15 protein-coding genes are annotated in these 23,434 nt (G+C 32.9%); 7 read left to right on the top strand and 8 right to left on the bottom strand.

Annotation, left to right across the window (positions count from 1 at the left end):
• Positions 1 to 198 precede the first annotated feature (198 nt).
• Positions 199 to 1,179, top strand: a complete 981-nt coding sequence (locus ACFS5M_RS01430) for a ribonucleotide-diphosphate reductase subunit beta (RefSeq protein ID WP_183484749.1) — start codon at positions 199 to 201, stop codon at positions 1,177 to 1,179.
• A gap of 172 nt (positions 1,180 to 1,351) precedes the next feature.
• Complete coding sequence (locus ACFS5M_RS01425; RefSeq protein ID WP_183484746.1) at positions 1,352 to 3,829, top strand: ribonucleoside-diphosphate reductase subunit alpha; 2,478 nt, start codon at positions 1,352 to 1,354, stop codon at positions 3,827 to 3,829.
• 72 nt (positions 3,830 to 3,901) lie between these two features.
• Here ACFS5M_RS01425 and ACFS5M_RS01420 read toward each other — a convergent pair whose 3' ends face one another.
• Complete coding sequence (locus tag ACFS5M_RS01420; protein ID WP_183484744.1) at positions 3,902 to 6,217, bottom strand: inorganic phosphate transporter; 2,316 nt, start codon at positions 6,215 to 6,217, stop codon at positions 3,902 to 3,904.
• A 64-nt stretch (positions 6,218 to 6,281) separates the two neighbouring features.
• Positions 6,282 to 7,469 carry a porin gene (locus ACFS5M_RS01415; RefSeq protein ID WP_183484742.1) on the bottom strand — a complete coding sequence of 396 codons (1,188 nt, stop codon included), beginning with the start codon at positions 7,467 to 7,469 and terminating at the stop codon, positions 6,282 to 6,284.
• 383 nt (positions 7,470 to 7,852) lie between these two features.
• On the opposite strand from ACFS5M_RS01415, the gene ACFS5M_RS01410 reads away from it, so the two are divergent.
• On the top strand, positions 7,853 to 8,212 hold the full coding sequence (locus ACFS5M_RS01410) for a toxin-antitoxin system YwqK family antitoxin (protein WP_183484740.1): 360 nt from the start codon (positions 7,853 to 7,855) through the stop codon (positions 8,210 to 8,212).
• Between the two features lie 69 nt (positions 8,213 to 8,281).
• Here ACFS5M_RS01410 and ACFS5M_RS01405 read toward each other — a convergent pair whose 3' ends face one another.
• A complete protein-coding gene (locus tag ACFS5M_RS01405) occupies positions 8,282 to 11,131 on the bottom strand; it encodes a TonB-dependent receptor (RefSeq protein ID WP_183484738.1) in 2,850 nt (949 codons plus the stop codon).
• A 139-nt stretch (positions 11,132 to 11,270) separates the two neighbouring features.
• The gene (locus ACFS5M_RS01400; RefSeq protein ID WP_183484736.1) at positions 11,271 to 12,551 is read right to left on the bottom strand and encodes a hypothetical protein; all 1,281 of its coding nucleotides are present in this window, start codon (positions 12,549 to 12,551) and stop codon (positions 11,271 to 11,273) included.
• Between the two features lie 202 nt (positions 12,552 to 12,753).
• On the opposite strand from ACFS5M_RS01400, the gene dgt reads away from it, so the two are divergent.
• Both dgt and ACFS5M_RS01390 read left to right on the top strand, forming a co-directional pair.
• On the top strand, positions 12,754 to 14,097 hold the full coding sequence (dgt, locus tag ACFS5M_RS01395; protein ID WP_183484734.1) for a dGTP triphosphohydrolase: 1,344 nt from the start codon (positions 12,754 to 12,756) through the stop codon (positions 14,095 to 14,097).
• Between the two features lie 134 nt (positions 14,098 to 14,231).
• On the top strand, positions 14,232 to 14,360 hold the full coding sequence (locus ACFS5M_RS01390) for a hypothetical protein (RefSeq protein ID WP_379897666.1): 129 nt from the start codon (positions 14,232 to 14,234) through the stop codon (positions 14,358 to 14,360).
• Here the strand turns inward: ACFS5M_RS01390 and dxs are convergent.
• Positions 14,357 to 16,126: a 1-deoxy-D-xylulose-5-phosphate synthase gene (gene dxs / locus ACFS5M_RS01385; RefSeq protein ID WP_183484732.1), complete on the bottom strand. Its 1,770-nt coding sequence runs from the start codon at positions 16,124 to 16,126 to the stop codon at positions 14,357 to 14,359. The genes ACFS5M_RS01390 and dxs overlap by 4 nt on opposite strands.
• A 137-nt stretch (positions 16,127 to 16,263) precedes the next feature.
• Here dxs and ACFS5M_RS01380 point away from each other — a divergent pair, with 137 nt between their 5' ends.
• Entirely contained in the window at positions 16,264 to 18,903 is a 2,640-nt protein-coding gene (locus tag ACFS5M_RS01380; RefSeq protein ID WP_183484729.1) for a T9SS-dependent M36 family metallopeptidase, read from the top strand.
• 64 nt (positions 18,904 to 18,967) lie between these two features.
• Entirely contained in the window at positions 18,968 to 19,417 is a 450-nt protein-coding gene (locus tag ACFS5M_RS01375) for a nucleoside deaminase (protein ID WP_183484725.1), read from the top strand.
• On the opposite strand, the gene ACFS5M_RS01370 is transcribed toward ACFS5M_RS01375, so the two are convergent.
• From ACFS5M_RS01370 to aspS, 3 genes are all read right to left on the bottom strand, one after another.
• Complete coding sequence (locus ACFS5M_RS01370) at positions 19,418 to 19,651, bottom strand: hypothetical protein (protein ID WP_183484723.1); 234 nt, start codon at positions 19,649 to 19,651, stop codon at positions 19,418 to 19,420.
• A gap of 11 nt (positions 19,652 to 19,662) precedes the next feature.
• Positions 19,663 to 21,399 (bottom strand): chloride channel protein, encoded by a 1,737-nt coding sequence (locus tag ACFS5M_RS01365; protein WP_379897662.1) that lies wholly within the window; start codon positions 21,397 to 21,399, stop codon positions 19,663 to 19,665.
• 81 nt (positions 21,400 to 21,480) lie between these two features.
• Positions 21,481 to 23,235: an aspartate--tRNA ligase gene (aspS, locus tag ACFS5M_RS01360; protein ID WP_183484717.1), complete on the bottom strand. Its 1,755-nt coding sequence runs from the start codon at positions 23,233 to 23,235 to the stop codon at positions 21,481 to 21,483.
• Between the last annotated feature and the right edge of the window lie 199 nt (positions 23,236 to 23,434).

Here is a 23,434-nt window from a genome sequence, read left to right as displayed (position 1 = left end):
TATTTGTAATATGCTGAAAAACAAGTAGTTACAATAATAAATAAAATAAAGCTAGAAAGCAAGGCAAACACTAGGTTGTTAAAAACTTGTTGACAATGTTTATAACTATACCTTTCATTTTCAAACACATTTTTGAATCTTTGTTGTTCCCAAATTAAGCAAAATTTTACGTCTAATTTTCTCTAAAAACTATTAAAAATGTCTCAGAATATCGAACCCATTCTTCAAGAAAACAAAGATCGATTTGTTATTTTTCCAATTCAACATCATGATATTTGGGAGTGGTATAAGAAATCTGAAGCAAGTTTTTGGACTGCAGAAGAAATTGACTTACACCAAGACCTTACAGATTGGAGCACAAAATTAAATGACGATGAACGTTATTTTATCAAACATATTTTAGCCTTTTTTGCAGCAAGTGATGGTATTGTTAACGAAAATTTGGCAGAAAATTTTGTTAACGAAGTGCAATATAGTGAGGCTAAATTCTTTTATGGTTTTCAAATCATGATGGAAAACATTCATAGTGAAACTTACTCTTTGTTAATTGACACTTATGTTAAAGACGAAGAAGAGAAAGGTAAATTATTTAATGCATTAGAAAATTTCCCAGCGATTAAGAAGAAAGCTGATTGGGCTTTAAAATGGATAGAATCTCCAAGTTTTGCAGAACGTTTAATTGCGTTTGCAGCTGTTGAAGGAATTTTCTTTTCTGGTGCATTTTGCTCAATTTTTTGGCTTAAGAAAAGAGGCCTAATGCCAGGATTAACATTCTCTAATGAGTTGATTTCTAGAGATGAAGGTGTGCATTGTGATTTCGCAGTACACTTACATAATAAACATTTAGTAAACAAAGTTCCTAAAGAACGTATTAAAGAAATAATTGTTGACGCCTTAGATATTGAACGTGAGTTCATAACCGAATCTTTACCTGCTAGTTTAATTGGTATGAATGCTACTTTAATGGCACAATACTTAGAATTTGTCACAGATAGACTTTTAAGCGAATTAGAATGCGAAAAAGTTTACAACACAGCAAATCCTTTTGATTTTATGGATATGATTTCACTACAAGGAAAAACAAATTTCTTTGAAAAGCGTGTTTCAGAATATCAAAAAGCTGGAGTTCTTAATAAAGAAGAAGAAAAAGACAAGTTTAGTTTTGATGCCGATTTTTAATTGGCTTTAACAACTTTTTTCAGAATGTTCTAAACGTTTCATTTTTAACGAATAAGCATTCACAATCATTAACCCTTAATATTCTGAAGTAATTCAGGGTATATTAGAATAACTAACTAACCATTTTTCTGAAAGGCAATTCAGAAAAAAAATTAAAAAACATGTAAACCCTATGTATGTAATTAAAAGAGACGGAAAAAAAGAATTGATGATGTTCGACAAGATTACAGCAAGAGTACGTAAACTCTGCTATGGCTTAAACGAACTTGTAGATCCATTAAAAGTTGCAATGCGCGTTATTGAAGGCTTGTACGATGGTGTAACGACTAGCGAACTTGATAATTTGGCAGCCGAAATCGCAGCAACAATGACAACTGCTCATCCAGATTATGCCAAATTAGCAGCAAGAATTTCTGTGTCTAACTTACATAAAAACACTAAGAAAACTTTTAGTGAAGTAATGCATGACCTATACGTTTATGTTAATCCTAGAACAGGTAAAGATGCACCATTATTATCTGATGAGGTGTATAAAGTGATTATGGATAATAAAGAGAAATTAGACTCTACTATTATTTATAATCGTGATTTTGGTTATGATTATTTCGGGTTTAAAACTTTAGAGCGTTCGTACTTATTAAAATTAAATGGTCAAATTGCCGAAAGACCTCAACACATGCTTATGCGTGTTTCAATAGGAATTCATTTAAATGATTTAGATGCAGCCATTGAAACCTATGAGTTAATGTCTAAAAAGTATTTTACACACGCAACTCCAACGTTATTTAATGCAGGTACACCAAAACCACAAATGTCATCTTGTTTCTTATTAACCATGAAAGAGGATAGTATTGATGGGATTTATGATACACTAAAGCAAACCGCTAAAATATCTCAGTCTGCAGGAGGAATTGGTCTAGCTATGCATAATATTCGTGCTACAGGAAGTTATATTGCTGGAACCAACGGAACCTCAAATGGTATCGTTCCTATGCTTCGTGTGTTTAATGATACAGCACGTTATGTAGATCAAGGAGGAGGAAAGCGTAAAGGAAGCTTCGCTATGTATCTTGAAACATGGCATGCCGATATTTTTGATTTTCTAGATTTAAAAAAGAATCATGGAAAAGAAGAAATGCGCGCACGTGATTTATTTTATGCCATGTGGATTTCAGATTTATTCATGAAACGTGTACAAGAAAATGGCGATTGGACACTAATGTGCCCTAATGAATGTCCAGGTTTACCAGAAACACATAGTGAAGAGTTTGAAGCTTTATATTTAAAATATGAAGCAGAAGGTAAAGGAAGAAAAACAATAAAAGCACGTGAACTTTGGGAAAAAATATTAGAATCCCAAATTGAAACAGGTACACCATACATGTTGTATAAAGATGCAGCAAACCGTAAATCAAATCAGAAAAATTTAGGAACTATTCGTTCTTCAAATTTATGTACTGAGATTATGGAATACACATCACCAGATGAAGTAGCTGTATGTAATTTAGCATCTATTGCTTTACCAATGTTTATTAAAAATGGCGAGTTTGATCATAAAGAATTATTCCGAATTACTAAACGTGTCACTAAAAATTTAAACAAGGTTATCGATAGAAATTACTATCCTGTAATTGAAGCCGAAAACTCTAACTTTCGTCATAGACCAATTGGTTTAGGTGTGCAAGGTCTTGCAGATACGTTTATTAAATTACGCTTGCCTTTTACAAGTGATGAAGCCAAAAAATTAAACCAAGAAATTTTTGAAACACTTTATTTCGCTGCTGTAACAGCAAGTATGGAAGAATCTAAAATTGATGGTCCTTACAAAACCTATAAAGGGTCTCCAATTAGTAAAGGTGAATTCCAACATAACCTTTGGAATATAAAAGATGAGGAATTAAGCGGACGTTGGGATTGGGATAAATTAAGAAAAGAAGTCAAAAAGAATGGTGTGCGCAACTCGTTACTTGTCGCGCCAATGCCAACAGCTTCTACATCTCAAATCTTAGGAAATAACGAATGCTTTGAGCCTTATACCTCTAACATCTACACACGTCGTGTATTGTCTGGAGAATTTATTGTAGTCAATAAACATTTATTAGAAGACTTAGTCGATTTAGGCCTCTGGAATGAAGGTTTGAAACAAGATATTATGAGAGCTAATGGTTCTATTCAAGGTGTTGAAAGCATTCCTCAAGATATTAAAGAATTATACAAAACTGTTTGGGAACTCAGCATGAAAGACATTATTGATATGTCACGCCAAAGAGGTTACTTTATTGACCAGTCGCAATCATTAAATTTATTTATGGAAGGAGCGACTATGGCAAAACTAACTTCAATGCACTTTTACGCATGGAAGAGTGGTTTAAAAACAGGAATGTACTATTTACGAACTAAGAGCGCAGTAGATGCTATTAAGTTTACTTTAGATACTAAAAAGAAAGAAGAACCAGTTGCTGATGTTGCCGAAGTTGTTGAAGCTGAAGACACCATCATTGCTCAGCAGCAAGAAAAAGCAGTAAAAACAGCTGCTAAGTTTGCTCAGCAAACTACAGAAGTAGAACCAATGTCTGCAGAAGAAATGAAAGCCTTAATTGCTCAAGCAAAAGAGGCCGAAGGTGATGATTGCTTGATGTGCGGTTCTTAATTAATCCATTTAAGTGTTATAAAAAAACCATCTCTTTTGAGATGGTTTTTTTTATGTAAAAAATGTAGTTTCCTATTCTTCTTCAGGAGCATCAATAGTTGCAGGTTTTACATTACTGTCATGTGCACTATGGTATTCTTCTAATAAATTCATAGTTGCAGTAAGTAAATCCTTAGTTTCTAATAACATACTAAAATATAAGGTTGTGTTTTTAGGAGAAGATTCTTCCGTACGTGTACGTGCAACTTGAGCTTGTATCTTTTGCTTCACTAAATCATACACCTCAGTTTTTTCATTTAAAATAGCACCAATTTTTTCAAAAGAGCCAGATTTAAATGCATCTTGAGTATCGTTAAATAAAATTTCTATTTTATCATCGACTTGCTTTAATTCTTTTATTTGATTGAATTTAAGCTTTTTATGATTATTGTTAATATGCTTATGACTTACTTTAGAAATGTATTCTAGAGATTGTGTCATATCTTGTAAGTAGCCGAGAATATTAATATAGAAATTACTCGCGCCAATACTTGATTCGTCTAAATTCTTAATAAAATAGAAGATATTATCACGCAATTCATCAATTTCATCAGATAATTTAATGACTTGTTTTTTGTTCTTTTTTAGTAAAGTTAAATCTTGTTTTGCAAGACCTTTAATGGCATTGGTGTAAATTCTGTTACCACGTTTAACAACATTAGCAATATTTGTTGCACTTTCATGAATTACACCTTGAACAGAACTGCTTTCTGCTTTTGTTAAACGGTCTTCAGCTTTGACCTCTTTAGCTTTTTTATTGTGAGAGATATAGTTTCTTAATAATAATCCAAAAGCAAGAACCAATAATAATGGAAACATAACTTGCAGATTTAAATTAAGTAAATAGGCTACTAATGCAGCAGCAGTAAAGGCACTAAAAGCAGTAAAGAACCAGCCACCAATAACATTAAGTACACCAGCAACTCTATAGACAGCACTTTCGGCTCCCCAAGCTCGATCGGCTAAAGAAGTTCCCATAGCAACCATAAACGTAACATAAGTTGTAGATAGAGGCAGCTTATATGATGTAGCTATAGATATGAGTACAGCAGCAACCATTAAGTTTACAGCAGCTCTAACTAAGTCAAAAGCAGGCAATTCATGAACTTTGTCTTTAGATATTTTTATAGTTGGAGCTTCAAATTGTTTTTCAATTTTTGTTTGCCAAGAATTAGGTAAAATATATGATGCCATTTCAGACATTCCAACAGCCATTCTTACAAATCCACGAGATAAGAAATTAGGTTGGAAACGTTCTTTAGTTTCACCTTGACTCGATAAATCTAAAGATGTTTTTACAACATTCTTGGCTTTAGTTGAAAACCATAAGGTTAGTACCATAATCATTCCTGCTGCAAAAAGTAGCCAGTTATTAGTAGCAACCTTATCAGCTAAAATTTCCATAGAAAAATCTGTTGGTAAAGTTCCAAAAGCTATAAAGGATTCGTTCCAAGCACCATAAGCATTATAGGCAGCCATCGGCACACCTATAAAGTTTACTAAATCATTACCTGCAAAAGCTAAAGCTAAAGCAAAGGTTCCGACAATAATTATAAGCTTATAGATATTGGTTTTAGTAAATGCAATTAAAGCATAAGACAATAAAGACCAGAATATAGAACTAAAGAATACAATAGGTAATACCTGTGCTTCTAAAAAATCTTTCATAGTACCACCATCAAGAATCTCGAAAGATTCTTTAGCATATGAAGTCCCTTTTAAACCTTTCATAAAAATGAAATAAGTAATTGCCGTTAGCGCAATACCTCCAAAAAGTGCTCCAACCCAACTCGCTTTCTTTTCAAAATTATAAGAGAGTAAGAGTCTTGAAACCCATTGAACCAAAGCTCCAATAGAGAAAGCGACGACGACCGAAAGGAGAATCCCGAAGATAATCATTGAAGCTTTATCTGTGTTGATATAATTGATAACGTCACTAAAGCCTCCTCCATCATGACCTATTTTTATAAAGGCCATAGCTACTGCTGCTCCTAATAATTCAAAGACAATAGAAACCGTTGTTGAAGTTGGCATACCAACTGTATTGAAGAAGTCTAGAAGTAGAATGTCTGTGATCATGACTGCCATGAATATGATCATGATTTCATTAAACATAAATTCTCCTGGATTGAAAATACCTTTACGAGCAACCTCCATCATACCACTTGAAAAAACAGCTCCAATAGCGACACCTAAACTGGAAACTATCATGATGGTTTTAAATGAAATGGCTTTAGAACCAATAGCTGAATTTAAAAAGTTTACAGCATCATTACTTACACCTACAACTAAATCAGCAATAGCTAAAATAGCAAGGGCAATAATCATATATAAGTATATATTTTCCATAAATTAAAATTGTTTGCAAATATCTTTAGTGTTTTTCACTAATATGTTATCTAATTGTTATGTTTTAAAAATGAATATCAAATTGTAATCGATACATTAATTCATTATTCCCATTTGTAACTTCTAAATGGCTAATGTCTGTTTGTACTTTTAATTTGTGGCCAACAATATATTTTGAAACTCCAAAAGTATATTGACTTTGGTTAGCATTTCCTGTTAGTTCATCCCAATTTATATTAGTATAACGCCCAGAAACTTCCCAATTGTTTTTAAATAAATAGCCTGCTTGTAAGTTTATAGATTGACCTGTTTGTACAGAGTCTCCAGTTAAAGTGTCGTCTGAATTTTTAGCTAAGACATCATCAGCATCTCTATCAGCATATTCTGCCATGAAAGAAATACCTTGATATTTAAACATGGCATCAATAAATAATGTTGTGATATTAGTTTCAAAGAAACCTATATCATTTTCCATGTAAGACCCTTGATTACTTCTTGTTTTTACAGCATTGTTGTTGAAATCATATACGATTCCTAAAGCAAGTTTTGGAGATTCTTCACGTTTTAAATCACCTCCAATATAATCACCATTGCTGGCAAAGTCTCCAAACGGGAAAAATTCGATTCGACCTGTATATTGATGACCACCTATATTTCCAGAGGTTACATTCCGACCTTCACCTTGTGCTATTGAGAAAGCCTCTTTAATTATAAAATTATCTGAAACATTAAAATGATGTCTTAATTGAATGCCTAAATCACGATCAATATTAAATCGTCTATTTAGTAACGAGCGGTCAACTTGTTGTAAGTTCCCAGAAGAAATGACACGTTCTCTATTACCAGGTAATTTTGTTTGTCCGAACCACAATTCGAAATTCTCATAAAAATTCCATTTAATAACAGCATCTAGTATATATCGAGGTGCATTGCTCGTAAATTCGGAAGCGCCTGAAATATCTCTATTAGATAAACCAAGCTCTATTTTGTAAACTAATTTTGGGCTAAGTGCATAACCATCAAACTTTAAGCGTGCTCGACGGACTAAAAAATTTGTTTCATTGGCTTGATCATCTTCCCAATTAGCAATAGCAAGAAATTGCATTCGTGCTCCAATTTTCATGGACCAAGTACTGTCTTTTCCAACGAGATTAAATAGCCCTTTTCCAAACCTTGGAGAATTAGTTTCTTGCGATGTAACCTTACTTATTGTAAGTAAGAATATTACAATACATACGAGTTTAAGCTTCATTAGTAAGTTATTAGTTTTTGTCGCTGCAAAGAACTAACACTAATGTTAACTTAATGTTTCCTAATTATTAAATTAATACGTAAAAAAAAGGCTGCTTTGGCCAAAAGCAGCCATCAGAATTCATGATAATTTAGTCGACAAAAACTAATAGATTATATGAAACTAATACGTATTTTAAAATACAAACAAATATCTCATATAAACATGATTTAATTGTAATGTAAATATTAAGGAATCATTAATAAGTATCTTAATGCAAATAATAATATAAAATCTTAAATGTCAAGTAGTTATCGGTTCAATGTTAAATTAATGTTATGTAAATGTTGTTTTAATATTAATTAATTTATATATTTGAGTAATATTAATTAAAACCCATAGTAATGAAGAAGCAATTTATTTTGTTTTTTACTTTTTTAATTTCAGTGGTATCTTTTGCGCAGCAAGAGAGAACATTAAAGCTTAATGAAGACACCAACTTATATGAAGTTACATACTATCATGACAATGGTGTAAAGAGCCAAACAGGATTCTTTACAATAGATGGTAAACTTCAGGGGAAATGGTTAAGCTTTGATATTGAAGGTAATAAACGAGTTTCGGCGAATTATGATAATGGGAAAAAAGTCGGCAAATGGTTTTATTGGAATGATAATACCTTAAAAGAAGTAGATTATAGTAATAACACAATTGCTCACGTTAGTGAATGGTCAAATAAATCGACTATTGCTTTAAGAGAATAATTGAAAATATTATATAAAAAAAAGCATCCTATATATTAGGATGCTTTTTTTTTTGGAATTCAGTTTAGATTAAAATTTATAAGAATAACCTAAAGAGATTTCTGTTCCAGGAGATCTTAACTTAAATATTTGATCTGAAGCGCCATGAGATTCATAAACACTTTCTCTATCAGACCCTAAAATATTAGTAACTTTTAAATCAATTGAAGTTCTTTTATTTTCACCAAATGCTTTATTAAGTGTAAAGTTTAAACTATGGAAAGGTTTCGTATACACATCTGGCACAAAACCATTACCTACAACTTCTAATGTTTTTCCTTGTACATTATAGTATAATCCAGCTCTAAAAGCAATATCGTTATTGCCATAATCAAGACCAGCATTTAATAAAAATGGAGATTGACCTTGCATTTCTCTAGTGTCTTCAATTTCCTGACCAACTCTAGCATTAGCTAACCTAAGGTTGTATTCTTGTTCAGTCATTTCTAATTTTGAATGAATTACAGAGACATTGGAAACAAATCGTAAGTTTTCTAAAGTGCTAGATATAAACCCTAAAGCTTGTCTAACTTCAACTTCAGCACCTACAACTTGAGAATCACCTGTATTAGTCACTGTCATTTGATTAGAATCTTGTGGAAAAGACACCAGCTCAATAGGGTCTGAAAAATCTTTATAAAAACCACTTACGGCAATCATCTGGCCTTGTTCTCTAAACAATTCATAACGTAAATCAAAATTATTTATATATGATGGTTTTACGTCTGGAAAAGTAAGGTTGTCGAAACCTCCAATAAAAAATCTACCAGTAATAGGGTCATAAATTTGAGCAGTAGAAGCTTCTTTAAAAGAAGGTCTAGCTGTAGTGCGAGAATAGGATCCTCTAATGTTTGCTCGATCTGAAACCGCATAAATTAAGTTAGCAGAAGGAAAAAAATCAAATTTATCAATAGTCTTTTCACCTACAACTGGACCAGTACTTGTTTCACCTGTATAATATAAATCAAACTTTTCTGTTCTTAATCCGATAATAGCTTTTAATTTTTCAGTAGGATTAAATTCATTAGAGATATATAAAGCGCCAACATTAGACTCGCCTTCGTAAGCATTATTAGGGTCGTAAGCGTTATTAGGATCTAGGAAAGTACCTGATTGGTTTTCTGGTGTCCAAAGATTTTCTTGTGCTAAAATAGTGTTTACATCTCCATTCATAACTATAGGAGAGGTCACATCAAATATGTATTGGTCTGTACTAAAATCGCGGTATTTATATGTGTATCCTGCACCAAATTTCACTTGGGCAGGTTTTCCAAATAGTTCGTATTTATTACTAACATTTGCGTTAGCAACCCAACTTTCTTCAGATAGAGTTCTCCAAATTCTTAAAGGGCTACCAAAAGAGTTCGCTTGAATTTGATATTCTGTACCGTTGTTAGTTTCATCAATTTCTAATGGTGTAAGTCTGTGATCTTTATCTAAAACTCTAGAAAAAGAAGGAGAGAATATCCAGTCAAATTTTAAATCAGAATTTAAAGCATGATCCCCTGAAAGAGAAAAGTTAGTAATAGAACGTTCTGTATATAAAAGAGCATCTCCCGTTCCATTTAAAAGCGCAGCACCACCACCACCTTCACTTAAAATTAAATTAAGTTTAGCGGCTTGAGTTTCTCCATTCTGAATATGAAGAGCGGTCATTTTATATTTTGAATTCTCTGTTTTATAGGTTAAACCAACAAGACCATTTAATAAAACTTCATTGTGTCCAGAAGCTCCTTGAGCTACACGGTCAATACCTAATTCATTGATTAAATTACCGTTAGAGTTATCAAGAGTATATGAGCCATCTATTCTGTCTTCATAAAAAGTAGTTTTATTTTTATAAGAGAAAGAAGCTTGGTAACCAAGTTTATTATAGTCTCCTACTTCATATTGATTACCCAATGTGAAGCCAAAATTATAGTTCATACCACTATTTTCAACGTCTGCTCCTAATTGAGAATCAAATCTACTAGTAAGTGATGTTAAAAGTTGTTTGTTTTCAAAAGTACCTGGAATAGGTTGGTATCTGTTGATTGGTCTATTACGAGCGCCATTATCATAACCTAAAAAGTCTGAGTTACTACCTTTATAGCTTAAATAATTATCCTTAAAATGCATATCAGGGTTGTAAGACATACCCACAGATACAGAGTATTCTTCTTTTGTTGGGAAATCTTTAGTTATGACATTCACGATACCACCGGTAAAATCAGCAGGATATTCTGCAGCGGCAGACTTAAGAACGATGACATTATCGATGATGTTTGTTGGAAAAATATCCATAGGAATGGTATTTCTATCTGGGTCTAAACCAGGAATGTCAACACCATTCAATATTGATTTAGTATAGCGATCTCCAAGCCCACGAACGTAAACATATTTACCACCTTCTACAGATACTCCTGGAACACTTTTAACAGCTGAAGCAATGTCGCCTGCACCAGTTTTTTTAATAGTTTGTGCAGAAAGTCCGTCAAGTAATGTTGCAGATTTTTTTTGGAGGCTTAATAAAGCACTCTCGGTATTTCGTTTTATAGATGTTGAGATGACAACTGTTTCTAATGAATTTGTTTCTAATGTAACATCTAGAGTTACCACTTCATCGGCTTTTATAACAACATCGGTAATTTCTTGTGTATTATATCCAACAAAAGAAAAAACTAAAGTATAGGTTCCTTCTTCTAAATCAATATAATAGTCGCCTTCAAAATCTGAAGCAGTACCAGTGGTTGTTCCTTTTACTAAAATATTAGCAAAAGCTAAAGGCTCAGTAAACTCACCATCAATAACAGTACCAGCAACTTTACCTGTTTGTGAGAATCCTACGATGTAAGTTAAAAACAAGAAAAATATGTTGGTAAGATATTTTGTGTTTTTCATGTTAGTTTTCTGTATGAGCAACTGCTCTTATGTTTTTAGAGCAGTTGCTTGATTTAAGTTTTACTTTTTCAAAACAGAAAACTTTATGAAGCAATATTCTTTTTTTCTGTTTTAATTTTTTAAAGTTTGAAGGCTTAGATTAGAAACCTAATCCAGCTTTTGCATTAGCATATGTCCAGCTAAGATTAGATGTGTTAGCGCCGACAGTATTTGCGTCTAATGTTATTGCAGTTGCTTCAGAGCCAAAACCTGGTGTTGTTACAGTTGCTCCGTTATTTACAAAAAGGTCTTCAACATTAGTAACACCAGTAGGTAGAACGATTTCCCAATTAAAGAAAGACACAAGGCCACTATTGTAGTTTGTAGCAACAGCATCATTATCTAATTCAACATCAGCTTCAGCACCAAAGTTATATGCATATACGTTATTTGTTGCTATTTGTGCATTAGCTCTATAATCGGCATATTCAGAGTTGATATCTCCATTACCAATTAATGTTAAGTCTTGAATTATACAAGCACCATTTATAGTACCAGCAGGACCATCAATTTCTAGAGCGTGATCTGAGTTGTCACCTAATATAACCACAGCGTTAGTTATCGTTCCTGAGTAAGCCTCGTCAATATCTAAACCATCATCACCTTGGGCCCAAACTAATAAGTTAGAAGCACTAACTGTACCTCCAAAAAATTCAATACCATCATCTTTATTACCAACAACTTCAATGTTGTCTATAGTTGTCCCAGAACCAACACCACCTAAGGTTAATCCATTAATTTCATTTCCTTCTCCTAATAAAGAACCTCCATGACGAATAGATATATATCTTAATATTCCAGAGTTTTGATCATCGATAGGACCATCTTCTCCAGGGCCATATAAACCAAAAGTATCACTAGCAGGAATTCCTTCTATTTGTAACTCTGTAACATCACCAGAAAGAGAACTAGTTGCATTACCTAATACAATAATACCTCCCCAAAGGCCAATATTGTTTTCGTTTAAGTTTGTACCAGCAGTTTCACCAATAGAAATATTATCAGCTTCTGAAGTGAAAATAATAGGTTGAGAGGCTGTTCCGTCAGCTATAATTACACCACCTCTAGCAACAATTAAAGCAGAAGATAAAGATCCTGTTCCTGCACGTCCTTTAATTATGGTTCCAGGTTCGATGGTTAAAGTAACACCTTCTTGAACCACAACTTTTCTGTCTAAAATGTAGCATTTGTCTGCTGTCCATGTTTCATCTATAGCAATACCTCCAGATTTAACGATACATGAATCGTCTCCTTCACCACCAGAATTATTATTATTAATGATAGTGGTTTCTTCTATAACAATTGGTGTGTCGTCATCTTCTATACACGATGTAAAAGCTAAAGCCGATAACACTAAAGCGGATAAAAATAATTTTTTCATTAGAGTTTGTTTTTAAATTGTATTGTTTAAATTAAATATGATGCAAATAAACTCTAGTAATGTAAAGTTGAAGTTAACACGAGGTTAAAGATGAGTCATAAAATTGTTAGCTTAATGTTATGAAGCATGCGTATTATTTTTATTTGGAAATAATTTCTTAACATTGAAAAAATGTATCTTGCACTACATTTAAATTGATAGGATGAACTGGGAACAATTACTCTCTTTAAAGCGCTTTGGCGACACCAATAAAAGAATTAGGAAAGAACAAGACGAAACACGATTAGGTTTTGAAGTTGATTATGATCGTGTCATTTTTTCTTCAGAATTTAGAAGCCTTCAAGACAAAACACAGGTGATACCATTGTCTGAAACAGATTTTGTTCATACACGTTTAACACACAGTTTAGAAGTTAGTGTAGTTGGTCGTTCATTAGGAAGAAAGGCAGGATTAAAAATTCTTGAAAAACATCCTCATTTACAAAATATTCATGGGTACCAAGCCAATGATTTTGGGGCTATTGTCGCATCAGCAGCTTTAGCACACGATATTGGTAACCCTCCTTTTGGACATTCAGGAGAAAAAGCCATAGGAGAGTTTTTTAAAACCGGAGAAGGACAGCAATTTAAATCACAGCTTACAGCAAAAGAGTATCAAGATTTATGTGATTTTGAAGGTAATGCAAATGGATTTAAAATTGCGACTCAGAGTAGAGTAGGTCGAGAAGGCGGATTAAGACTTAGCTATGCCACTCTTGGTGCTTTTATGAAGTATCCCAAAGAGTCATTGCCCAAAAGGCCTACCACACATATTGCAGATAAAAAATATGGCTTCTTTCAAGGTGATAAAAACGCTTTTGTTGATGTTGCTAATGAATTAGGATTAATAAAGCGTGGGACAAAAGACAGTATTAGTTTTTCGCGACATCCCTTAGCTTTTTTAGTTGAAGCAGCTGATGATATTTGTTATACTATAATTGATTTTGAAGATGGTATAAACTTAGGCTTAATACAAGAAGAATACGCTTTAGAGTATTTAATTAACCTCGTTCGAGATACTATTAATACTGAAAAATACCATCAATTAAACAATACACAAGATCGCATAAGCTATTTGAGAGCTTTAGCGATTAATACATTAATAAATGAAGCTGTCGATATTTTTATTAAAAATGAAGAAGCTATTTTAAATGATGAGTTTAAAACAGCGCTATTAGATAAAAGTAAATATGAAGCACAAATAAATGATATTATAAAAATTAGTGTTGAAAAGGTTTATCAATCACAAGAAGTTATAGATAAAGAAATTTCTGGTTATGAAGTTTTAAGAACCTTATTAGGCGTGTATACAAAAGCAGTAAACAATAAAAACATTGACTCTCTTTCTAATTATGATAAGCTAATTCTTAAAGGTTTACCAAATAATATTATTAGAGATGATGATAGTTTGTATAGCCGCTTATTAAACGTATGCCATTACATTTCCTTGTTGTCTGATAGTAAAGCAATTTTAACCTATAAAAAGATTAGAGGTGTAAGTTTTTAGCGACTAAAATGCTATAACAAAGCATTTTATCTTTATTTTTTGCTTTTTATCGATTATTTTTATTATATTTGAATTATTAACCCATCTAAACAATCAAATTTGTTGTTTGCAATAAATTTAAAAAATCTACTAAGATGAAAAAGAACCTGCTTGGAGCACTTGTTATTTTCTTTGTGACATTTGCTTGTTTACTGGTAATAAATGAAGTCGCTACTAATAATGCTTCAGAGATAGAGAATGAACAATACTACGTTGTAGATTAATTTATTTCATGTATTTGATTAACTAGACCATTAACATCTAGCCCTACAGATTTTTGTAATTCTTCAATTGTTCCATGTTTTATAAATTGATCTGGAACTCCAATAATATGAATGTTATTAGAATAATTATTTTTTGATATAAATTCTAAAACAGCACTTCCAAATCCACCATTAGAACAGCCATCTTCAACAGTAATAATCTTAGAAAACGAACTACATATTTTATGTAATAAACCCTCGTCTAAGGGCTTTATAAAACGCATGTCATAATGTGCTATATTTTTGTTGTTGGGAATTAAATTAATAGCTTCAGTAACATTTTTAGCTATTGTACCTATACTTAATACTGCTAAATCTGTACCTGTTTTTAGACAAACCGAGGTTCCAATTGGGATTTCAGAAAAGGGTTGTTTACAGTCTAAAAGTGTGCCTCTTCCTCTTGGGTAACGAATAGCTATTGGAGTGCCTATTCCAAGTTGGGCAGTAAACATGATATTTCGTAATTCAATTTCATTCCTTGGAGCAAATATAACAAGGTTGGGAATGCATCTTAAATAGGCTATGTCAAAAACACCATGATGTGTTGAACCATCTTCTCCAACTAATCCAGAGCGATCTAAACAGAATATAACGGCTAGCTTTTGAAGTGCAACATCATGAATGACTTGGTCATAAGCACGCTGTAAAAATGTTGAATATATATTACAAAAAGGAATAAAGCCTTGTGTTGCCAGACCAGCAGCAAAAGTAACAGCGTGTTGTTCTGCAATGCCAACATCAAAAGCTCTTTCGGGAATATCACGCATCATGTATTTTAGAGAACTACCTGTTGGCATAGCTGGTGTAATACCAATTATCTTTTTGTTTTTTTTAGCTAGTTCTACTATCGTATGCCCAAAAACATCCTGAAATTTAGGCGCTTGTTCTACTGCGGATTTAGGATGTAATTCACCAGTTTTAGCATTAAATTTACCAGGTGCATGGTAGGTAACTTGGTTTTCTTCAGCTTGTTTTAAACCTTTTCCTTTTGTGGTGATGACATGTAAAAATTTTGGTCCTTTAATAGATTTAAGGCGTTTTAATTCTGAAATTAATAAAGGTAAATTATGACCATCTATTGGTCCAGAATAATTAAAATTTAAAGCTTCAAATATATTATCTTGCTTTTGAGTGCCTTTTTTTACCTGAGTTAAATATTGTTTTAAAGAACCAATACTTGGGTCAATTCCAATAGCATTATCATTTAAGATCACTAAAAGGTTAGCGTCAGTAACTCCTGCGTGATTTAAGCCTTCAAAAGCCATTCCGCTTGCAATAGAGGCGTCTCCAATTACAGCAATATGCTGTCTATCAACATTGCCTTCAAGTTTAGATGCAATAGCCATCCCTAAAGCAGCAGAAATTGAAGTAGAAGAATGTCCAACTCCAAACGCATCATAAATACTCTCATTTCTATTAGGAAAACCAGAAAGACCATGTAATTGTCTGTTGGTATGAAATTGATCTCTTCTTCCAGTTAGCAACTTATGCGCATAAGCTTGGTGACCAACATCCCAAATTAATAAATCGTTAGGAGTATCATACACATAATGTAATGCGATGCTAAGTTCAATTACACCTAAACTAGCTCCAAGATGGCCTTCTTTAGTAGCCACAACATGTATTATATAATCACGAAGTTCTTTAGCTAACTTTTTTAAGTCTTCAGTATGTACTAAACGTAAATCGTTTGGCGAATCAATTGAATTTAATAGATTGAATTTCATTTACTTAAAATATGAGGCAAAATTATTAAAATCTGAACCATTTGTAAGGTGCTTCAGCAAAATTCGTACAAATAAATTATATTAATTGAACTTTCATCTATATATTTGTGACACTTTATAAAAAAAACACAGTAACTATGAAGAATCCCTACCTTAAGTCTTATTTAATTATGATATTACTATTTGTAATGCAAATTGGATATGCACAAAATGTTTTAAGTGAATCTCCTAATGGAGCAAAGATTCAGTCTTATTTAAATCAAAAGAAAAGTGACTATAATTTATTAGATAATGATATTCAAGATTTATATGTTACTAATGAATTCTTTTCTAAAAGTACAGAAATCACACATGTTTATGTTAACCAGAGATTTCAAGGCATAAAAATTCACAATGCAATTTCTAGTGTAGCAATTAAAGGTGGAGGCGTTTTCTATTATGCAAATAACTTTATTGGTGATATTCAAAATAAAGTGAATACCACCACTCCTAGTATTAACCCAGAAACAGCAATTGCAAGAGCAGTATCTCATTTTGAACTTGGTGGTCTTGAAGGTTTAGAGCTTTTAAGCTCTAATGGTAAAGATTTTGTCTTTAGCAATGGAGGTGTTTCTAAAAACAATATACCAGTAAGTTTAGTTTTTACTCAAACAAGAGAAGGGGATATTTTATTGTCTTGGGATTTAAACATACATACCCTTAATGGTAAAGATTGGTGGAGCGCTAGAGTTGATGCTTTAACAGGAGAAGTTATAGACCAATCAAATTGGATTTTGACTTGTAATTTTGGCGATCGTAATCATGCAAATCATTCGTCTCATAAGGAAGAAAACACGCGCTTAAACCTATTTAAATCGAATTCTTATATGTTTAACGATGGTTCACAGTATAATGTTTATGCTCTTCCAGTTGGTGCGCCAAACGATGGAGGCAGAAGCTTGGTTTCTGAACCTGCTGATAGTAATGCATCTCCTTTTGGTTGGCATGATACCAATGGTGTTGATGGAGCAGAGTTTAATATCACTAGAGGGAATAATGTTTGGGTGATGGAAGATATAGACGGTAATGATGATATTGGGTATTCTGTAAGTGGAGGAGCGTCCTTAAATTTTGATTTTCCTTTAAATGAAAATCAACCACCTATAGGTTATCAAGATGCGTCTTTAACAAATTTATTTTACATCAATAACATGATGCATGATATATGGTACCAATATGGTTTTGATGAAGCTAGTGGTAATTTTCAAGAAAATAACTATGGTATGGGTGGAGCAGGCAGTGATTTTGTCTTTGCAGACGGACAAGATGGTAGTGGTTTAAATAATGCGCTTTTTGGAACACCACCTGATGGGAATAATCCTGGGATGACCATGTTTTTATGGAGTCCAGTAGGACCTCCAGGAAACCCGTTAACAATAAATACTGGTATTTTAGCTGGAGATTATCCAGGTTTTGAAGCTTCTTTTGGAACGCCATTACCTACGACACCAATAACAACTAATTTAGCCTTAGTTGATGATAGTAATGCAACTCCAGATATTCATGATGCATGTGACCCAATTACTAATGCTTCTGAAATAAATGGTAAAATAGCAGTAATAAGAAGAGGCGATTGTGAGTTCGGATTTAAAATACTTGCAGCTGAAAATGCAGGTGCTGTTGCAGTTATTATGGTCAATAATGTTGGAGGTGATCCTATTATTATGGCTCCTGGAGCTGTAGGTGGAAGTGTAACAATTCCATCAATAATGATTAATTCTTTTGATGGAGCAGGTATCATTAACAGACTTAATGCAGGAGAAACCATTAGTGCGACTTTAATTTCAGCTGGACCTTACCAGAGAGACGGAGATTTAGACAATTTAATTGTTGCACATGAATATACACACGGAATTTCTAATAGATTAACAGGAGGTGCTGCAAATACAAGTTGTTTAGGCACTGCAACACAAATGGGTGAAGGCTGGTCTGATTGGTTTTCGTTAATGATAACTATGAAAACGGGTGATTTACCAGAAGACCCTAGAGGTATGGCAACTTATGCAGTTGGTCAACCTACTAATGGTAATGGTATTAGAGAAGCAGCTTATACTACAGATTTTGCTGTTAATAATTATACGTTTAGTTATACCAATACAACTGGTGGACAACAACATAGTAATGGTTTCGTTTGGAGTACAATGTTATGGGATTTAACTTGGGCTTATATAGAAAAATACGGTTTTGATGAAGATGTTTTTTATGGAACTGGTGGAAATAATAAAGTAATGCAAGTTGTTATGGATGGGTTAAAATTACAACCTTGTAACCCAGGTTTTGTAACTGGTCGAGATGCCATTTTAGCAGCAGATAATGCATTAACAGGAGGTGAAGACCAATGTATGATTTGGGAAGTTTTTGCGAATAGAGGACTTGGTTTAGGAGCTTCTGAAGGTGGTCTTTTTGTAGACTCTGATCAGGTTGAAGATTTTACAACTCCTCCAGATACAGATCCTTCTCTCGCTAACTGTACTAGCTTAAGTGTAGATGAGTTTAGTCAAAATGATTATACAATTTATCCTAATCCTACAAATAGTAATATTTTCATTAAAACAAATAGAAATTTTGGTGAGGTTATTATGACATTAGTAGATATTAATGGTAGAAAGGTATATTCTCAAAAAGCTAACTTAGTTGATGAGGTACAATTAAACATTAGTCAATTGCAATCAGGACTTTATATTTTAAATATTAAAGGTGAAGGCATAAATACTAATGATAAAATAATCAAGAATTAATAGCAATCAATAAATTTTATTAAAGGCAACTATTAATGTAGTTGCCTTTTTTATTTTTGTACTTATGATTAATATGTTTGACGATACTTATTTTATGAAAAAAGCGCTTCAGGAGGCTGAAGAAGCTTTTAACAAAGGAGAAGTGCCTGTTGGTGCAGTCATTGTTGTTGATAATAGAATTATTGCAAGAGCACATAATTTAACAGAGACTTTAAATGATGTTACTGCACATGCTGAAATGCAAGCTATTACTGCTGCAGCTAACTTTTTGGGAGGTAAATATCTTCAAGATTGTACCATTTATGTTACCTTAGAACCATGTCAAATGTGCGCAGGAGCATTATATTGGAGTCAAATTTCTAAATTAGTTTATGGTGCAAAAGACGAGCATAGAGGCTGTGGTGCTTTGGGGACTAAATTACACCCTAAAACTGAAGTTATTGAAGGCGTTTTATCAGAAGAAGCTTCAGCATTATTAAAACGGTTTTTTATTGAAAAACGAAACTTAAATTAATTACTTCTCATTCTTTTTAAAGTCTCGCATTTTATCTAAATTCTCTTGAGTTAGCATGTAATCTTTTAAGTTTCTGTCTTTCCATCTGTAATAAATAAACAAAGGAAAAACAATAATAAAAAGGCCAACAACCCCTGAACCAATAAATTGTTCAGAATATTTTATATCAAGAAAATAACCTACTAAGACACTACTTATTGATGCAATAAATACAATCCAAATAACGTATTTCATTTTGTTTTAAATTATGGAGTAAAGTTAATTAATTCTCTTCTGTAAGCAGTTAATAATTTTGATTTAGAAACAAATCCATAATATTTGCCATTTTTTATGACGGGAAGATTCCAAGCTCCAGAATTTTGAAATTTATTCATTACTTGTTGCATAGAATCATTTTCAAAATGAATATAATCTGGAGGTTTGGTCATAAATGTTTCAACCGAAGTAGAAGCATAAAGAGACTGGTCAAACATTACAGTACGTATATCGTCTAATAAAATGATTCCCACTAATCGATCATTATCATCAACTACAGGGAATAAATTCCTGCTGGATTTAGAAACGCCATGATGCAGCATGTCGCCTAGAGTCATTTCAGGTTTAAGAGTGGCAAAGTTTTTTTCAATAACACTATCTAACCTCATAAGGGTTAGGACACTTTTATCCTTGTCATGAGTTAATAATGCGCCTTTTTCGGCAAGTTCTTTAGTATATATGGTATGTTCTATCGCATTTTTTGTGATAATGAATGACATGGAAACAGTAATCATTAAAGGAACAAACAATTCATAACCACCAGTAATTTCGGCAATTAAAAAAATTGCAGTTAAAGGTGCGTGTAATACACCTGCAATAAGTCCAGCCATTCCAATAAGTGTAAAATTTGCCTCAGAGACATTGAATCCAATGTTATTAATAATTTTAGCGACTACATTTCCAAGAGTGCTTCCCATAACCATAGTTGGAATTATAATACCTCCAGCGCCTCCAGCAGCTAAAGTTGTGGTCATGGCAACGGCTTTAAAAATGGTAATTCCTATAAGTAAAGCAATAACAACCCAAATATTATCAAGGTGGTTGTCAAAAGGAGTGTCTCCTAAAGCATGTAAATGGTTGCCGCTTAACAAATCATTTATAAATCCAAAGCCTTCACCATATAAAGGAGGAATAAAATATAACATAATTCCGATGGCTAATCCTCCTACAATTAATCTTTGACCATTAGTCTTAAATCGATTAAAAAACCCATAAATAGCAAAGTATATTTTTGAAAAGTATATCGATGCTATTCCAGTACCAATGCCCAAAACAATATAAAACAATGTATCGTTGATAGTAAATTTATCTGAAATCGTAAAACTGAAAAGGACTTCGTCTCCTAAAAAGAAATATGATGTCAGTACTGAAGACACAGAAGCAATAAGTAATGGCAATAAAGACGCAAATGTGAGATCGAGGCTAAACACCTCAATGGCAAAAATGATAGCGGCAATTGGTGATTTAAATATTGAAGCTATAGCACCAGCAGCGGCACACCCAATTAATAAACTTCGTGTTTTTCTATCAATATGAAAGAATTGTCCAAGATTTGAACTTATAGCAGATGCTGAAGCAATTGCTGGACCTAACAAACCAACAGAACCACCAAAACCAACTGTTAAAGGTGCTGTTATTAAAGGCAGGTAAATTTTACTACTATTAATTAATCCGTTTTTTTTAGATAGTGAAAATAAAATCGATGGTATAGCATGTTCAATAGGTTTTTTTGAAACACGTTTCACAAATAAATAAACGAGCCATAAACCTAAAGTTGGAAGAATAAAATAAATACTATTCTCAGAAAAAACAACCGTTCTTTCGAGAAGCCATTCAATAAAAAAGGTAATGTTTTTAATGGTTACAGAAACTAAACCAGCTAACAACCCAATAAGAATACTTAATAAAAACACGAAGTTCTTCTGAGAAATATATTTATATCTCATAATAAGTAATCGTTTAATGAAAGGTTGCTTTGGCATAAGTTAAAGCTAATAAAAAATCCTGCATGAAGCAGGATTTAATTTTTAAGATTTTAAGTTTAGTTTTAAACTCAATTCTGCAAGTTGTTCATCGTCAATTGGAGCAGGTGCGTCTATCATGACATCTCTACCTGAATTATTTTTCGGGAATGCTATAAAATCTCTAATAGTTTCTTGTCCACCTAAAATGGCTACCAATCGATCTAGTCCAAAAGCTAATCCACCATGAGGAGGAGCGCCATATTGAAAGGCGTCCATAAGAAATCCAAATTGAGCTCTAGCTTCATCAGGTGTAAACCCTAAATAATCAAACATTAGCGATTGGGTTTCTTTATCATGAATTCTTATAGAGCCACCTCCAATTTCGTTTCCGTTTAGTACTAAATCGTAAGCGTTAGCTTTTACATCTCCTGGATTGGTTTTTAGTAATTCTAATTGTCCAGGTTTAGGAGATGTGAATGGATGATGCATAGCGTGGTAGCGTTTAGTATCTTCGTCCCATTCTAAAAGAGGGAAGTCCATTACCCAAAGAGGAGCGAACTCATTAGGCTTACGTAAGTTTAAGCGTTCAGCAAATTCCATACGTAAAGCACTTAATTGTGCTCTAACTTTATTTGTATCACCAGAAAGCACGCAGATTAAGTCTCCAACTTTTGCTCCTGTGACTTCAGCCCATTTAGCTAGATCCTCTTGATTGTAAAACTTATCTACAGATGATTTAAAAGTGCCATCATCATTGCATCTACAATATACCATACCTAAAGCACCAATCTGTGGACGCTTAACCCAATCTATTAATTTGTCAATATCTTTTCTTGTATAGGAATTTGCCCCTGGAACAGCAATACCTAAAACAAGTTCTGCATTATTAAAAACACCAAAATCTTTATGTTGTGCAACAGTGTTTAATTCGCCAAACTGCATTCCAAATCTAATGTCTGGTTTGTCATTTCCGTACAATCGCATAGCATCATCATAAAGTATTCTAGGAAATTTATCAACTTCAATACCATTCACCTCTTTCAATAGATGGCGCGTTAAACCTTCAAAAGCATTTAAAATATCTTCTTGCTCAATAAATGCCATTTCACAATCTATTTGTGTAAATTCTGGTTGTCTGTCGGCTCGTAAATCTTCGTCTCTAAAGCATTTTACAATTTGAAAATATTTATCCATACCACCAACCATAAGCAGTTGCTTAAAAGTTTGAGGTGATTGAGGTAAGGCATAAAATTGTCCTTCGTTCATTCTAGAAGGGACAACAAAATCGCGAGCACCTTCAGGAGTTGATTTAATTAAATAAGGTGTTTCAACTTCAATAAAGCCCTCATTAGAAAGGTAATTTCTAACCTCTTGAGTTACTTTATGTCTAAAAATTAAACTGTTTTTCACTGGATTACGTCTAATATCTAAGTAGCGATATTTCATACGCAATTCTTCACCTCCATCTGTTTCGTCTTCAATAGTAAAAGGAGGAACAATGGCTTCATTTAAAATAGTCAATTCAGAGACTAAAACTTCAATATCACCAGTTGGGATATTAGGGTTTTTGGATGCACGTTCAATAACAGTCCCTTTAACTTGAATTACAAACTCACGCCCTAAATTTTGTGCTTGTTCCATCATTGTTTTTGATGTTCTTTCTTCATCAAAAACCAACTGTGTGATACCATAGCGATCACGTAAATCTACCCAAATTATAAATCCTTTATCTCGAGTTTTTTGAACCCAACCAGCTAGAGTAACTTCTGTATTTATGAATGACGAATTTAACTCGCCACAATTATGACTTCTGTACATATACTATTGAAAATTAAGCTGCAAATTTAACATAAAAAAACTTCAACTAAAATCTTGAACTGCTTTATTCTAGCATTTATTTTACAAAAAAAGAGTTCAAAATAGCAGCTTAACTAATCTATTGCTCCTACATCGATTAAAAGTCATATTTTTTTATATTATGTTGTAAGTTAGCATATTAGTGTTAGTAAGAAACTCC

This window comes from Lacinutrix iliipiscaria (genome assembly GCF_042686125.1).
GTDB lineage: Bacteria > Bacteroidota > Bacteroidia > Flavobacteriales > Flavobacteriaceae > Oceanihabitans > Oceanihabitans iliipiscarium.
This window is presented reverse-complemented; position numbering and strand designations above follow the sequence as displayed.

What these genes read in the sequence shown, in the direction of transcription:
- ACFS5M_RS01430 (WP_183484749.1), top strand. Translation starts at nt 199, where the DNA reads ATGTCTCAGAATATCGAACCCATTCTTCAAGAAAACAAAGATCGATTT.
- ACFS5M_RS01425 (WP_183484746.1), top strand. Translation starts at nt 1,352, where the DNA reads ATGTATGTAATTAAAAGAGACGGAAAAAAAGAATTGATGATGTTCGAC.
- ACFS5M_RS01420 (WP_183484744.1), bottom strand. Translation starts at nt 6,217, where the DNA reads ATGGAAAATATATACTTATATATGATTATTGCCCTTGCTATTTTAGCT.
- ACFS5M_RS01415 (WP_183484742.1), bottom strand. Translation starts at nt 7,469, where the DNA reads ATGAAGCTTAAACTCGTATGTATTGTAATATTCTTACTTACAATAAGT.
- ACFS5M_RS01410 (WP_183484740.1), top strand. Translation starts at nt 7,853, where the DNA reads ATGAAGAAGCAATTTATTTTGTTTTTTACTTTTTTAATTTCAGTGGTA.
- ACFS5M_RS01405 (WP_183484738.1), bottom strand. Translation starts at nt 11,131, where the DNA reads ATGAAAAACACAAAATATCTTACCAACATATTTTTCTTGTTTTTAACT.
- ACFS5M_RS01400 (WP_183484736.1), bottom strand. Translation starts at nt 12,551, where the DNA reads ATGAAAAAATTATTTTTATCCGCTTTAGTGTTATCGGCTTTAGCTTTT.
- dgt (WP_183484734.1), top strand. Translation starts at nt 12,754, where the DNA reads ATGAACTGGGAACAATTACTCTCTTTAAAGCGCTTTGGCGACACCAAT.
- ACFS5M_RS01390 (WP_379897666.1), top strand. Translation starts at nt 14,232, where the DNA reads ATGAAAAAGAACCTGCTTGGAGCACTTGTTATTTTCTTTGTGACATTT.
- dxs (WP_183484732.1), bottom strand. Translation starts at nt 16,126, where the DNA reads ATGAAATTCAATCTATTAAATTCAATTGATTCGCCAAACGATTTACGT.
- ACFS5M_RS01380 (WP_183484729.1), top strand. Translation starts at nt 16,264, where the DNA reads ATGAAGAATCCCTACCTTAAGTCTTATTTAATTATGATATTACTATTT.
- ACFS5M_RS01375 (WP_183484725.1), top strand. Translation starts at nt 18,968, where the DNA reads ATGATTAATATGTTTGACGATACTTATTTTATGAAAAAAGCGCTTCAG.
- ACFS5M_RS01370 (WP_183484723.1), bottom strand. Translation starts at nt 19,651, where the DNA reads ATGAAATACGTTATTTGGATTGTATTTATTGCATCAATAAGTAGTGTC.
- ACFS5M_RS01365 (WP_379897662.1), bottom strand. Translation starts at nt 21,399, where the DNA reads ATGAGATATAAATATATTTCTCAGAAGAACTTCGTGTTTTTATTAAGT.
- aspS (WP_183484717.1), bottom strand. Translation starts at nt 23,235, where the DNA reads ATGTACAGAAGTCATAATTGTGGCGAGTTAAATTCGTCATTCATAAAT.